Raw genomic sequence first — 14,949 nt, 5'->3', positions numbered from 1 at the left:
TTGAGGTTGATCGATGAATTTGATTATAAAAAATTGTTGAAAGAAGCTGTTGAAAGTCATTTTCAACCATTAGGTGAGATGGAAGATTCTCGTGAAGCATTAGTAAAAGTCTTTGTATCTAAGATGGTTGAGTTTTCCAATAGCAATGTTTTAGCAACAAGTCTTCATGCATTTAGAGTGTTTTTTGCTTCGCTTGATATGAATGAATTTGAAGATTTGGTTTTAGACATTATCAACAAAGAAAAGTTGTCTTTAGGTAATTTAGAGGGTTCTGTTATTGATAGTTGTGCATATACTGAGGGTGAGATTGGGCGTGTTATCAAGAATAATAACGAGGCAGGATAGTAAATGGTAAGACTTAAGCGACTGCCAGTGTATTACAATGCCTACAAAAGTAAACCCGAAGCTGAGATTTTCATATACTATTCGAGTCGTGGAACTGGCAAAACTTATGATATTGCTACTGTCAATCTTGAGAGAAAGTTCGCTAAGGATGGTGGTGATACTTTGGCAGTTCGAAAGAAGAAAAACAAAACTACCCAATCAATTCATAAAGAGATTTTAGAATTGCTGAGTAGATATAACTTACGTCGTGAATTTACTATAAGCAAAGCTAAGATAGAGACAAAAAAGTTGATATATGGACGTAAACGTGCATTTGTATTTGAAGGTGGCCACGATACAACAGACTTGAAATCATATGCTCACTTCAAAGATCTTTGGTTAGAAGAAGCTAATCAGTTTACAGAATCCGATATTGAAAAACTTATTCCAACAATGAGAGAGAGAGGTGGTAGAATCTATATGTCAAGCAATCCAGTTCCGCGTTCTCATTGGCTTTACAAACGTTATATTGCGAATGAAGATAATCCTTCAGTGTGTGTTATCAAAAGTACTTATAGAGATAATCCGTTTTTGAATGGAGGCGATGTTAATGCTTGGTTAGAGAAACAAAAACTTGCTTATCATGGCAATGATATTGGGTTTAGGATTGAAGTTTTAGGTGAAGAGTTTGAATTTGGAACTGCTAGATTTATCAAAGAATTTACAATATGCGATGAGAGTTTGATATCTAGAGTACAAGGCAGTTTTTACACTGGAATTCATATAAAAGGAAATAGAGTTTGCTTGATAGAAATTCTTGTTGGCAGAATTGGTTATCTGCCATTAACAGTTGTAACTAATGCTAGTAGTAAAGTATTACTTTCAAGCGAAGATTATGAGCTTGAATGTGCGCGTTTTAGGGGAACTTTTGTCTTACCACATACTAGACAAGAGCTAAGATATGTTTTGCCTCGTTTTGGTAGAGGTTCTCTAATGGCCAGAAGTCGTAGTCTTTACGTTCTCTCAGATTATCTTATACCTAATAATTTGCATGTTGTAAAAAAAGAAGAGACCGAAGACGTAATTTTAGAGTTTCATGACACTGAATATTATTATGACGATTCTTTTTCTAGTGAGAGTGGTATCGCTACAAATATTGTGATGCAAAGAGATTTACAGTATATACCAGCTTTTCTAAATGCTGTGTCCATTTTTACGTAATTGAGTTGAGGAGGTTTGATTGTTTAAGTTTTTAAGGAGGAATTTTGATAGGAGTGTTGCTTCAAAGTCAATATTTTATCCTACAAGCAGCAGTTGTTTGAATAGAGATTCGCTAAGACTTTCTCATCAAGTAGCAGAAATATATGCAGGATTTGCAGCATCTAGAGACATTGAGCACAAAAAAGGAGATGGGCTTGATGTTCTTTTTGAAAATAATTTTAGAAGCGTTATCAAAAAGATGGTCTACACCTCAATTATTTCGGGGGAGAGTGCTTTTTACATAGTAGTTCCTGATTCTGAAGATCCCCGCACACCATTGAAGGATGGTTTTGAATCTCGTTGTTTCAATTTTGGTGAGGTTTGTGATGCAGATGGTTTTTCTATTTATCATATACACCCGACTCGTGTTATTAAAATGAAGTCGTCATTTTTGAATTTTTCGGCTTTAGAAAAGAGTAGTCGCATGATGAATTCTTTGCTTGATGAGACGGTTGGTTTTTTAAAGGTCAATAATTTTACTTTTCTAAAATCTGCGACTTTGCCATCTGTAAAAGATATGACAGCACACGATCTTTCTGAACTTAAGAAAAATGTAGAAGGGGTTTTGGATAGCAACCATAAAATGATGATACTTGGTAAAGAAGATGATATTGCAAATATTACACGTTCTGTAAGTCCCATAAGAGATGCATTTGAGATTATTGTTTCTGATGTGACGCTCTATTCTGGAATTCCTAAAGAAGTACTATATCCCACATCTCCGTCTGGGGAGGGAAGTGTTGGAAATTATGACATATTCTATCTCAATATTGAGCAAATATGTAAGTTGATGATGGCGCCTTTTATCAATGCGGTTTTGAGGAAATTTAGACTTGAATCTAATTGGCAATTCAAGGCTGTAAAGCCTATTAGTCAAAAAGAACAAGCTGATATTGAAGAGAAACATGCGCGTACTCTGTCTTTGTATACAGATCTCTTAGAAAAGGCTAATGAGATGGGTAATTTGGATCTTGTAAATAAAATTCAGTTTGAGCTGAACGAATTTTTGCAAGTTTAGTGAGAATTGATTTATGTAAATGTAAATTGTTTAACTTTGCAAAAAAGGAGGTAAATATGAAAAGTGAACAATTAGATGATATTTCGTTATCAAGTACGAATAATTCTACTTCTGATATTGTTAATAAAGAAGGTGTGATGGTTCCTTTTGATGAGTATGAAAAGTTACTCTCAGATTCTAAAAGAATACCAGAGATAATTCAGGATTTTGAGAAGAGATTAGCAGAAGGTGAGAGAGATAAGAAACAAGCTGAAAAAAAAGCTGAACTTAATGCATTCAGGGATTCTAAAATTTTGTCACAATTACAGAATTCTGCCAAGCAGTATGATATTGATCCGCCATTTGAGAAGGTGAATAGTATCAAGGATGCAAAGTTGGCATTTTTAGATGCTATGAAAAACAAATATGACGTCAAGTTTCAAGTAGACGAATCTGGAGATCTTGATTCACAGATTGAAAATATGAGTTTGCTTGTACAACAACTTACAGCTTATAAGCAAATGAATAATGCACGTGGTAGATCTGTTGGAGAGATCATGAATAATACCATGGCAAAAAGATATAAAGATAAAATTGCTAATGGTGGATTTGCCCATGCATAAATTTAGTTTTTCCGGTTCAGAAAAAAGTTTTTTACCAGGATTTGAACATAAGAGTGGAATTCATGAAACTGAGTCTGCAATAGTTGATGCTGATTCAGAGGCTATATTGCCTGGGGATTTAGTAATAGCTAGTAAGTCATCTAATATGGGAGATATTTTGGTAAAAAAAGCTACATCTAGTACTACAAACACTGATGTTGTTCGTGGATTTGCTATGAGAAAGACCTATATACCTTCATATGAAACAGAAAAGTACTTACCAGGAGAAGTTGTTCCTATTAGAAGACGTGGTGAAGTAGTAGTAACTCTTGATACATCATATACAACTCCTAAAATTGGGCATTATGTCTTTTTCAAAGAAGGTAAACTTGTTCAAGACAAAAATGGTAAAGGTGGAGTTCAGGTGGGTAGAATCAAAGACATAAGCATTAGTACTTCAAGTAAAGTTGTGTTATTGGATGCTCAAATTGGTCATGAATATGATACTAGCGGTAATAGGAAATTTTCTTCATAAAAATAGGGGGCTTTGTAATATATGAGGAGAGGTATTTTTTCAGAATTCAATGGAAGTTATCATGGGGATATTTTACGTCTTGCAAAAAAGGGGCTTGAAGATTTAGTCCCTTATAAGGTCATAAATAGAAGTGATCTTAGAAATGGGTATTTTGTGGCTCGTAAAACAACAGCTAGGCATAATGTTACTTCGAGTGCTGGAGATTATAGTAATGAGATTGGGATGAGTGATAATTCCGTTGAGGAAATTACTTATAAAATGCATGTATTTGATACGCTTCAACGTATACCGCAAAGGGATTTGATTGATGGTGAAATAAATGAGGATGAGGTTAAGGCTAATTTAGAACTCGCTCTTATCAAAAATGCTTATAATTCACTTGTTTTTGGCAAACCATCCATTAAGATGGAGGGTATTGCAACACTTTCCGGTAGAACTAAATTGACGGCTACACCGGCTTCGTCATTAACTACTGGAACTACTTTACATCAAAAAGTTGTAGAAGCAAAACTTAAATCTGAAGATTATAAAGAGGAATTTGAGGGAGTTTACCAATTGCTCTTACCACATAAGTTTGCACATCTCTTGTTGGATCTTTACAGCGAGCCTCAGTATATAACAGTACGAGAGTCACTTCTAAAAGACCATAAGATATTAACGAAGATATTTAAGGGTCTTGAGCATCCGATTCTTTACGAACCTGATCCTTCAATAATGTTTGTTCCGATTATGTCTGAAATAAGCTTTAGAAGATTTGGAGGCATTGAGGGTGATTTCATTCATGCATCAATGCGATCAGCAGGAGTTGTGCATTTTAATCCTGCAGAAGTTGTTGAGATAACTATTAGTAGTTAGTTATTTGTTTTTAGGGAGATTTATAAGATATGGATCAAAGTATTTTTTTTTCACAATCTGTTGGTAGTTATAATGAAGACATTGTAAATCTTGCAAAAGAAGAGAAGCTTGAAGATTTTGTGCCTTTGAAGGTGATAAGTGGAGATCATATTCAAGATGGGTGTTATGTATTTTACGATCTTGGTAGTGATGATATTACTTCAAATGCTGGAGATGCTGCTGCTGGAGATTATAGTAGGATTTGCAAAGAATTATTATGTAAAATGCATTTGTTTGATTGCAAAATCTCTGTATCACACAGTTCTTTGATGCTTGGTGCTGAGAATGATCATTCAATTAAGGCTCATTTAGGACATGCTCTTATGAGAAATATTTTTTATTCTATAATTTTTGGCAAACCATCTATTAAAATGGAGGGTATTGCAACACTTTCTGGTAGAACTAAATTGACGGCTACACCGGCTTCGTCATTAACTAGTGGAACTATGTTATATGAAAAGGTTGTAGAAGCTAAACGTAAATCTGAAGAGTATAAGGAAAGATTGAATGGATCTTATGTGTTACTCTTGCCACATAAGTTTTCACCTCTCTTAGTAGATCTTTACGATGAACTTCATTATATCTGAAATAGGCTTTAGAAGATTTGGAGACATAGAATATGAATATATCCATGCATCAATGCAGACAGCAGGAGTTGTTCATTTGCGTCCAAAAGAAGTTGTTGAAATTACTATGACTAGTTAGTTATTTGGCTTATCGAAAGATTGACTAATATATGAATCAAGATGTTGATATTAGTGATAACGATATTTTGCTTAATCAGTGGATCAGTATGACTTCTGTAGAATATTTACGTATGATGTGTGTGAAAGATGATGGTCGTATAGATATACCATTGAGTCTTAGGCCAGAGCTTTTAGAGTGTTTGAGGTATACAAAATCAATTCTGGGTCTCTATCATATAGAAAGTGATGCTTATAGTAATTGGTTATTTATGTTGCTAGAGGCAGTGTATACTGACGTATTTCATGCTAAATGTTTTAAGTCGGCTAATCAAAAAGATTGCAAATTCAAAAAGTTGATTGATCAGATTGATTCTCTTTTTGCTAGAGTTGATCAGAGTACTTTTTTGAACATTGGTTAAGTAAGTTTAGGAGGTTATTTGTGATTAACGTTAATGACATAAAGTCTAAGATTAGTAAGTCCATTTTTGATAAAGCAAAAAGTTTTATAGGAATTAGAATAAAACTTCTAAAGGTCTCAATATTGCGATTAAAGTAAATTCTCCTTTGTCTAGAAGGTTAGATTCAGGGGATGCATACAGTTCATATTCTAATCTTAGCTTATCTAGGATTAGAATATGGGCTTCTCATAAGGGACTTGTTGATTCAGCTGTTCCTATATGGCTGAAAATCAAAAATAGAGGACCTAAAAAACAATATACAGATTGGATCAAGAAAGATCTTATTCCTAAAACAAAGGATTTACTTAAATGAAATTTATTGAAAAATTTTTGCATACATTGAAGAAAGATTTGAATAATTATTTGTTTGACAATAAGTTTGCAACAACTCAAATTTACTACAAGTCTGAGATCCCTACTTGTACGACCTTGAAACTTCCAGTTGTAGTTTTTGCATTGAAAGGCTTAGGTGAGGTTGTACTTAGGTGTCAAAGTTATTCGTTCGCTATAAGTCTTGATTTTTTGGTGTATACAGAGTGTACAGAGCATAAACCAACTATTGGTCTTGAGATTGCAACTTTGATAGTGAACTTTTTAGTTGTAAATTATTCTCTCCAATCGTTTTCTATTGATGATTCACAAATTTTAGAGGACGATGACAAAGATACTCAGATGGTAACTATCATAAGGAGCACTCTTGGTATTAGGATTAACAGCGGTGATTTGGGTTTATCGTGTGCTGCAAAAAGGAGAAATTAAATGTGTGAAAAAGAATTGAAAATGTCCTTAGGGCTTGTTTTGGTATCAGTTGATATACCTAAATTCAAATGGTGTTTTACGGGGACAGAGGTAAAGGATACCACTGCTGTTGACGGAGTTTCGCCAAAGGATCTTGTTGTAAAAGACTTACCTCTTTCGATGACTAAACCTACTAAGTGGAGATCAATCAAAGAATGTGTTTTTAGGGTGAAAACTGTCAGTGCAAATTCTAAGCTTGGAACTTTGGATTTGAAACAAGGTAGTATTTTCTACTATCACAATTCTATGTATGATTCGTTGAAAGACTATTTTGGTGATAATGATGAGATCGAAGTCTTACTTTTTCAAACTTATTTCATGTGTAATGGATATTCGATCAGTTCAACTAAATCTACTGGCATATTACAGACATTATGTGGTTCAATTTTGTCTGTTGGAAATATTTCAGAACAAACAGTTGAGTTTTCAGGATATTCTTTTGGTCTGCAGTCTAAGGATAAGGATGATGAGTCGTTTGAGACTTATATGGAGCATTCTTATTTCATAAGGCAGCATGTTAGTAGGACGAATGATGGTAGGTATATTTTTGGTAAGCCAATGTTACCACGTAATTATGAGTTTTTTGCCCTTTTTGTAGATCAAATACAAAGTGAAGATAAGGGCATTAAATTCATGGTGGGCGAAGGACGAATTACAATGTTTGATTCAAGTCAAGATTTTTCAAATCGAGTGGTTGAGCGAAAATATCAATTAATGCCTTCAAAGCCATTAGTTTCAGTGTCTTATGATTATATTGCTGGTGCAAAATTTTTTGAGCTTGAAAAGGAGGAGATATATATAAATGGCTGAACAAAAATTGAAAATGCCCTTAGGGCTTGTTTTGGTATCTGTTAATATACCTAAATTCAAGTGGTGCTTTACAGGGACAGAAATAAAGGATACCACTGCTGGTGACGGAGTTTCGCCAAAGGATCTTGTTGTAAAAAACTTACCTCTTTCGATGACTAAACCTACTAAGTGGAAATCAATCAAAGAATGTGTTTTTAGGGTAAAAACTGTAGGTGCAAATTCTAAGCTTGGAACTTTGGATTTGAAACAAGGTAGTATTTTCTACTATCACGATGCCATTTACAATTCGTTGAAAGACTGTTTTGGCGATAATGATGAGATCGAAGTCTTACTTTTCAGAACTTATTGTATTGGTTATTCATATTCGATCAGTTCAACTAAAGCTACTGAGACATTGAAGACAGTATGCGGTTCAATTTCGGCTATTGGGAAAATTCCAGAACAAACAGTTGAGTTTTCAGGATATTCTCTTCGTGAGACTTCTGAGAATAAGGATGAGTTGCTTGAGACTTACATAGAGAATTCTCATTTTACGAATCGGGATGTTAGAAAGAAGACGAATGATAATGGCAAATATGATATTGGTAAACAAATGTTACCACGTAATTACGAGTTTTTTGTACTTTTTGTAAGTCAAGGACAAAGTGAAGATCAGAGAACTAAATTCATGGTTGGCGAAGGACAAATTGCAACATTCAATCCAAGTCAGGATTTGTCGAATCAAAAGATCGATCAAAAATATCAATTAACACTTTCAAAGCCATTAGTTTCACTTTCTTATGATTATATTGCTGGTGCAAAATTTTTTGAAGTTTGATTAGAGAGGAGGTTATATTTTTATGTTAGTGAATGTTAATTTGTCAGGTCGTATTGAGTTGCCGTATATTCCAGATTATCTTCGAAAACAAGGAGATGTGGTTAATAAGAGTGGTACTGCTGCTGAAAAAGCAAAATCTGCTAATGAAGATGCATTTGTGATACTTGAAGGTATCAATTATGGGTTTATGGAGGAACTTAATATCAAAAAACTTGAAAATGAGAGTATAAGTAAATGAATCTTGATGACATCATAATTCCTTTGTCAATTGTTACTACCAATGAAATGAAGTTGAATGATATATCTGAACAACTTCAAAAAATAGCGTCACAAGAATTTCAAAACTTAGAAGATTTGAAGTCAAGGTTAGAGACCGCGATCAATACCGGCGATGGTTTTAATGTGGTTTGTGAAGCTTTGATTGAGAATACTCGCAGGATGGGTGATAATTTCAAAAATCTTGCTTCATCCGTCAAAGTTGTTGGAAGTAATAGTACCAAAAGTTTCAAAAGTGTGGGGGCTACTCTAAAACGTGTTGGTAAAAATTTGTTCAATGTAAAAAATATGGCAAATGCAGCAGCAGACGCTTTAGAGAGAATGGTAAATACTATTGGTCCTATAGTATTAATTGTTAAAGCTCTTCAAATGGCGGGCAATGCTGTGAATAATGTTTTTACAGGCGCTATGGAGTCTTTAGAATCATTTAACAATGAAGTTGGCGTCTTTTCACAGATGCTAAATAACGATAGTCTTGGAAAAGCTTTAGCCGATGATATGAATGCTTTTGGGGAACAAACCACATTTACTAGTGAAGCTATAAGTAGTGCTGCTCAAACCATGTTATCTTACGGAGCTTCTGCTTCTGAAGTTAGTCAACGTATGCGTATGTTTGGAGAGGCTGCGGGGAATAGTAGTGAAGGACTTACAAAGTTGGCAGAGATCTATTCTAAAGTAGAAGCTAGTAACAAGATTGCCGTAGAAGATCTTGAAGCTCTTCGTAGTGTTGGAGTTGATATTACGGATATTTTGGCAAAAGAAGCTGGAGTAGCAAGCGACGAATTATTAGAATTGGCAAGTAAAGGTCGAGTTGGTTTTGATGAATTAAGCGGTGCTCTTAGGAAGGCTACAGCTGAAGGTGGTAAGTTTTACGGCAATACTGCTCGTGGAGCAAAGAATTTGTCAGAAGCTCAGCTTCAAACTTCTAAACTAAGTAACAAATTGTTTCTGGAGCTTGGAAAAGCATTTGAACCTCTGATGATTGGTTTTGAAAAGACGAAACAATGGTTAATGATTGGAATTTTGGTACCCATAACAAAAGCAACTGCTTCTGTAATTACTTTTACTAAGAAATTGACAGATTTTGTAGGGTATATTGGTGGTAAAACAGTTGAATGGTACAAATTTGTATTGAATTTGACAGTTGTTCTTTGGAGGCATATTGGGAATATCATAAGTAAAATGAAAGAGTTTGTAGGTTATATTACTACCAAGTTTGTTGAAGGATTCAAGTTTGCAATTCAACCAGTTGTCGACCTTTTTGTAAAGGTAAAGAATTCTGTAGTTGATTTTTTTTGTCAAATCAAAGATCTTGCAAACTATGTTTCTACAAAATTTGTTGAAAAATTTAGGGCTGGGTTTGAGCCGATTATCTCTCTTTTTCAAACTTTGAAAAAATGGTCACAAAGTGTTTGGGATACATTATATGAAGCCTTGAGTATGGCTAAAGGTAAAGATAAGAAGATTGTAGAGACAGTTGCATCATCAGAGCCTGCTCCTGATTTGATGGAGGATCATAGTAATTCAGAAAAACGAAAGATAGAGGCCGAAAAAAGAAAAATAGATAATTTCAATAAGAAGATGATTGCAGAATATGAGACTTTGCAACAACAAATTTTCAAAATGCAAAGAGAAGTATTCATCAAGCCTTTGCATGAACAAGAAAAGGCTACTCGTGATTTACAGTCTGTAGTAAATGCAAAAAATAAGGAATTTGTTGCCAAGTATGGTAAAAATTTTGATATTTTGATTCAACAAAATCAACAAACTCTTGCTAATATTGAGAAACAGGTTAATGAGTTTGCTCAATCTAATCATCATTTTGTGAATGAACATAAGGACTTACAAGCAGAAATAGCAAGACTGAATCAAGAAGTTTTGATGCTTCCGTATGAACAACAAGAGAGCAAAATGAAGGAACTTGCTAATGTTATAAATCTTAAGCAACAGGAATTTGTTAATAATTATTCAGCAAGTTTTCATTCTCTGAATGATTCTAATCAACAGTTGTTGACTGCCCTGAAAAAGGGAGTAGACGAATTTGAAAAAACAGCAAATGATAGATCTTTTGTAGAAGCGCACAAAGCTTTACAAGAAAAGGTTATGTCAATGCAGTTTGAAGTATTGATGCGTCCTTTAAAAGAGAGAGAAAAAGCTACTGCTGAGATGCAGGTTAAGATTAATAAGCTGTATCGTGATTTTGTAGAATCACATAAAAAAGAGTTTAAAATGCTTAATGAGGCAAACAGGAATACTTTACTTCAACTTGCAGATCAAGTCAAAGAGATGGCTAAAGGTTTGAGTTTGAATTTCCATGATATATTGAATAAGGTTTTATCTGCGTCAATGAAAGTTTTCAATAAAGATTTAGGGAAACAAATAATACTTGATCTAGAATCTGATATAGAGAGGCTATTCGATACTCTAATAAGATCATGGTTTGAATCATTCAAAAATACAGTGTCATCTTTGCCTTTTGGAGACGCTATAGTATCTGTTTTTGAATTTGCCGAAGGACTTTGTCAAGGTTTTGCAGAAGTTGCAGTCAAAAAGATTGAAAAAAAGCGTGATGAGGATTTGAAAGAATTAGCTAAACAAAGTGAAGTAAAACTTCTTAATCTTGAGAAAGTATTTGATCGTGAAATTGAGATGCGAAAAGAGAAGCTGAATGAGCTTGATGCTCAGTATAATAAGGAGATTGCTTTTTTGAAGCAGGCACAGACTAAGGGACAGATATCAGGTGAAGAATTTCAAAGGAGAATTTCAAAAGTAGAAAGTGAGTATCAATTCAAAAGACAACAGCATAGTGAAGCAGTTACTAAGGCAGAAGATTCTAAAAAGCTTGAATCGGAGCGTTTACGTAAACTTGAGGTTTTAGAAGGAGAACGAATTAAGGCAGAGGCAGAAGTTGAAAAAGTAAAGGCAAGTTTATTTTATTGGAACAAGGCCAATGATGTGCGTCATGCTCAAAATTTATTAGATGAAATATTAAGAAGAATGTCAAAAGTAAAATCAGCAGGATCTATAGAAGAAATAAAGCTTGCCCGCAGTGGGGCTATGTTCACAACGACAAGGCCAACGTTTATGCCTGGTTTAGGGCTTATGACTAGTGAATTTGGACAAAATGAGCTTGTAAGAGTAACACCAGCACCAATTGATCAAAATTTGAGAAATTTTGAAGCAAGAATTATTGCAGAAGAAATTAATAGGATACAAAAAAGTGACGGAAGTAATAAGGGACACGTAATTATCAATTATAATTTCAATGGTGATGTTTTAGATGCAAATAAACTTGTTCGAATGTTGAAAGAGAAGGAGCATGCAATTGGTTTTAGAATGGCGGAATAGAAAAAATGAAAAATATTTTTTCAACAATCGATTTTATCTATTGATTTTTTTGGAAAAAGATGTATAATATTAATTGTATTCATAGTAATATAATTTATTATTTTTACCATGAATACACCCTTGAATAAGATCAATAACTTTTGTTGTTGGTCTTATTCTTTTTTGTATTAGTAATTCAAGCTTATTATGTTAAAATTAATTAGAATTAGAATGTAAATAGTTAAGGATTAATAGAGGTTTGATTTTGATATGGATGTTGCTGTAGCAAAGGAACAATTAATTGATAATAATCCAATAAATAAGAGTTCAATTAAATCTGAGAGAGTTAAAAAAGATTATCATAATATACCATTTGATGGTCAGATTATAAGTTATTATGTTCTTGAAGAGAAGTTTGATCTTCTTCAAGATAGAATGATGGATAATTTTCATTATTTGGATGATAAGATAAATATTCTTAAGATTGATTTAAGTGATAAGATAGATTCTGTTAAGAATGATTTAAATGCAAAGATAGATAAACTAGATGCAAAGATAGATTCTGTTAAGAATGATTTAAATGCAAAGATAGATAAACTAGATGCAAAGATAGATTCTGTTAAGAATGATTTAAATGCAAAGATAGATAAACTAGATGCAAAGATAGATTCTGTTAAGAATGATTTAAATGCAAAGATAGATGGAGTTGAGAGTAGACTTAATGCTAGAATGGATAAACTAGATGCTAGAATGGATAAACTAGATGCTAGAATGGATAAACTAGATGCTAGAATGGATAAACTAGATGAAAAGATAGAGGCTGTTAAGAGTGATGTGGGGCAAATTAATTCTAGATTAACTTTTATTGAAAGTAAGTTAGGATTTAAGGGCCAATTGGTTTCGTCTTTGACAGTTATTGCTACACTTGCTGTTTCATATTTTGTGGTCCAAATGTTTGTGACTTTAGGGAAGTATTTGGGAATTTCATAGAAAGACAATACAATTAGCATTGTACATTGTTTTTTTAACATTGTTAATTCATAACGATAAGTTTGTTAATTCATAACGATAAGTTTGTTAATTCATAACGATAAGTTTGTTAATTCATAACGATAAGTTTGTTAATTCATAACGATAAGTTTGTTAATTCATAACGATAAGTTTGTTAATTCATAACGATAAGTTTGTTAATTCATAACGATAAGTTTGTTAATTCATAACGATAAGTTTGTTAATTCATAACGATAAGTTTGTTAATTCATAACGATAAGTTTGTTAATTCATAACGATAAGTTTGTTAATTCATAACGATAAGTTTGTTAATTCATAACGATAAGTTTGTTAATTCATAACGATAAGTTTGTTAATTCATAACGATAAGTTTGTTAATTCATAACGATAAGTTTGTTAATTCATAACGATAAGTTTGTTAATTCATAACGATAAGTTTGTTAATTCATAACGATAAGTTTGTTAATTCATAACGATAAGTTTGTTAATTCATAACGATAAGTTTACTAATTCATAATGATAAGTTTACTAATTCATAATGATAAGTTTACTAATTCATAATGATTTAGTAATATAATTATGGGAGGTTTGGGATGGTAAGTAAGAATAATAGTAAAAGAAATATTGATGTTGAATTTCGTATTATGGATCGTTGGAGACTTAATTTTGAATTTATTGTTTACAATATTTGGTTAATAATGTTTGCTTTATTATTATTTTTCTTTAATGTGTTGCATTCTCATAGAGGAATTTTAGGCTATGATATTGGTAGTAATTATAAATTATATTTTACATTACCATTTACAATGGTAATTATTTTAGTACCATCTTCGATATTGTTATATTTTTTGTACTTATTGAGAAAGCGTGTTCAAGTTTCAGTGTTTGTATTTTTGGAAAAAGTAGCAATACTTGTATTATTAGTCATAGGACTTGTAACGCAGTCTGTGAGTTCGTGGATGAGTTTTGAAAGTTTTTTTAGCTTGATGTTTGAAAATACTATTAAGGACGCTGTTTTGAGCGTTAAAAATAGTCAGAGTTCAAAAGAGAAAAATATTCTCAAACGACTCTCTGAGAGAGAAAAAATACTTAAAGATGAGATATCTAATATTGATATTAAGATCAAAAATAATAATGATCGTATAGAATTTGCTAAAAATAAACATTTGAGTTTGGATTATACATATAGAACTATGAAGCAAGATTATATGAAAGAAATTGAAGATGCAAGAAGAGAGAATAAGGATTTATTTGGACAAAAGAATGAATATTTGAAGTCTTTGGATGATTTAGGATCTCAGTTTGATGATCTTGTTGTAACAAAAGATTCATATAATAATAAAATTAAGGCAGTCAATGTGTTGAATGGCACATCTGTTGTTATTAATAAAAATGATTATCCGAATATAATTTTTGTTTATTTGTTATTGTTGTTGTCTATTTGTTTAGATATATTTTTAGTAATGGTTTTTTGTATAATACAAAATTCTTATCATAAATTTTGTGAAAGAAAATTATTATTTTTATATGATGATGGTATTAAGTGTAGCAGTTGTAGTAGTAAGAATAGTGTGAATCAAAAGGTTCAAAATTATGGTCAACAAATTTCTAGTTTAGAGGCTAAAGAAATATCTGCAAACGATATTGTTGATAAATCACTTAAGTTTATTGCATCTAATTTAGAACCTGATAGACGTACTATAAAGTCTTTAATTAAAATTAATCAAGATACAAATGTGTCTCATTATCAAATAAGGAGGTATTTGTTAGATCTAATGGATAGAGGTTTAGTTATGAAGGATAAAAAGAGATTGGTACTTGTCAATAATATTGATAATATATCAAATTTATAATCAATTAATTTTGCAAATAAAGATTTTTGCTGTACAATTATGTTTTGTATACATACAATTCTCGACAAATGGTACATAATATTATGAGAGATTCATATAAATATACTGAAGAATCTTTTGCAAAACTGGAAGAAAATTTTCAAAAAGTAAAAGAGATCTTTTAGAAGAGGCTATTGAAAAAAAATAAAATAATAAAATAAAAAATATTAATAATAATGAAATAGAGTAGGTTATTACGTTAGTAGTAGTCTATCTATTTCTATTTAGTGTTTAGTTGTTGTTGTCAATTTATACTAATAAC

Annotated in this window: 17 protein-coding genes; all 17 read left to right on the top strand. The window is 32.2% G+C overall.

Annotated features, from left to right (window positions below):
* The first annotated feature begins 6 nt into the window (after positions 1-6).
* The 17 genes from BDU_RS06885 to BDU_RS06810 all read left to right on the top strand — a co-directional run bounded on the left by BDU_RS06885 (position 7) and on the right by BDU_RS06810 (position 14,648).
* On the top strand, positions 7-345 hold the full coding sequence (locus BDU_RS06885) for a hypothetical protein (protein ID WP_143705883.1): 339 nt from the start codon (positions 7-9) through the stop codon (positions 343-345).
* Between the two features lie 3 nt (positions 346-348).
* Positions 349-1,545: a PBSX family phage terminase large subunit gene (locus BDU_RS06880; protein ID WP_012539635.1), complete on the top strand. Its 1,197-nt coding sequence runs from the start codon at positions 349-351 to the stop codon at positions 1,543-1,545.
* A 19-nt stretch (positions 1,546-1,564) separates the two neighbouring features.
* A complete protein-coding gene (locus tag BDU_RS06875; RefSeq protein ID WP_012539634.1) occupies positions 1,565-2,602 on the top strand; it encodes an anti-CBASS protein Acb1 family protein in 1,038 nt (345 codons plus the stop codon).
* Between the two features lie 56 nt (positions 2,603-2,658).
* A complete protein-coding gene (locus tag BDU_RS06870; protein ID WP_041177942.1) occupies positions 2,659-3,204 on the top strand; it encodes a hypothetical protein in 546 nt (181 codons plus the stop codon).
* Positions 3,197-3,718 (top strand): structural cement protein Gp24, encoded by a 522-nt coding sequence (locus BDU_RS06865; RefSeq protein WP_041177941.1) that lies wholly within the window; start codon positions 3,197-3,199, stop codon positions 3,716-3,718. The genes BDU_RS06870 and BDU_RS06865 overlap by 8 nt, the downstream gene beginning before the upstream one ends.
* A 21-nt stretch (positions 3,719-3,739) precedes the next feature.
* Positions 3,740-4,573 (top strand): hypothetical protein, encoded by an 834-nt coding sequence (locus BDU_RS06860; RefSeq protein ID WP_012539631.1) that lies wholly within the window; start codon positions 3,740-3,742, stop codon positions 4,571-4,573.
* Between the two features lie 29 nt (positions 4,574-4,602).
* Complete coding sequence (locus BDU_RS08485; protein WP_049752326.1) at positions 4,603-5,199, top strand: hypothetical protein; 597 nt, start codon at positions 4,603-4,605, stop codon at positions 5,197-5,199.
* Positions 5,180-5,317: a hypothetical protein gene (locus tag BDU_RS08845; protein ID WP_318250853.1), complete on the top strand. Its 138-nt coding sequence runs from the start codon at positions 5,180-5,182 to the stop codon at positions 5,315-5,317. Before BDU_RS08485 ends, BDU_RS08845 begins: the two co-directional genes overlap by 20 nt.
* Positions 5,318-5,348: 31 nt before the next feature.
* Positions 5,349-5,717, top strand: coding sequence for a hypothetical protein (locus BDU_RS06850; protein ID WP_012539630.1), 369 nt, complete (start codon positions 5,349-5,351; stop codon positions 5,715-5,717).
* Positions 5,718-5,862: 145 nt separating this feature from the next.
* Positions 5,863-6,069, top strand: coding sequence for a hypothetical protein (locus BDU_RS08840; RefSeq protein WP_049752325.1), 207 nt, complete (start codon positions 5,863-5,865; stop codon positions 6,067-6,069).
* Entirely contained in the window at positions 6,066-6,515 is a 450-nt protein-coding gene (locus BDU_RS08420; protein WP_012539629.1) for a hypothetical protein, read from the top strand. The genes BDU_RS08840 and BDU_RS08420 overlap by 4 nt, the downstream gene beginning before the upstream one ends.
* Positions 6,516-7,364 carry a hypothetical protein gene (locus BDU_RS06835; protein ID WP_012539628.1) on the top strand — a complete coding sequence of 283 codons (849 nt, stop codon included), beginning with the start codon at positions 6,516-6,518 and terminating at the stop codon, positions 7,362-7,364. It abuts the gene before it with no gap.
* On the top strand, positions 7,357-8,181 hold the full coding sequence (locus BDU_RS06830) for a hypothetical protein (RefSeq protein ID WP_012539627.1): 825 nt from the start codon (positions 7,357-7,359) through the stop codon (positions 8,179-8,181). The genes BDU_RS06835 and BDU_RS06830 overlap by 8 nt, the downstream gene beginning before the upstream one ends.
* A gap of 22 nt (positions 8,182-8,203) precedes the next feature.
* Entirely contained in the window at positions 8,204-8,419 is a 216-nt protein-coding gene (locus BDU_RS06825; RefSeq protein ID WP_049752324.1) for a hypothetical protein, read from the top strand.
* On the top strand, positions 8,416-11,805 hold the full coding sequence (locus BDU_RS07885) for a tape measure protein (RefSeq protein ID WP_012539626.1): 3,390 nt from the start codon (positions 8,416-8,418) through the stop codon (positions 11,803-11,805). The genes BDU_RS06825 and BDU_RS07885 overlap by 4 nt, the downstream gene beginning before the upstream one ends.
* Before the next feature lie 249 nt (positions 11,806-12,054).
* A complete protein-coding gene (locus BDU_RS06815) occupies positions 12,055-12,774 on the top strand; it encodes a coiled-coil domain-containing protein (protein WP_012539625.1) in 720 nt (239 codons plus the stop codon).
* Between the two features lie 614 nt (positions 12,775-13,388).
* Positions 13,389-14,648, top strand: coding sequence for a hypothetical protein (locus tag BDU_RS06810; protein ID WP_012539624.1), 1,260 nt, complete (start codon positions 13,389-13,391; stop codon positions 14,646-14,648).
* The last annotated feature ends 301 nt before the right edge of the window (positions 14,649-14,949 follow it).

Origin of the sequence: Borrelia duttonii Ly, assembly GCF_000019685.1 — a bacterium.
Taxonomy (GTDB): Bacteria; Spirochaetota; Spirochaetia; order Borreliales; family Borreliaceae; genus Borrelia; species Borrelia duttonii.
This window is presented reverse-complemented; position numbering and strand designations above follow the sequence as displayed.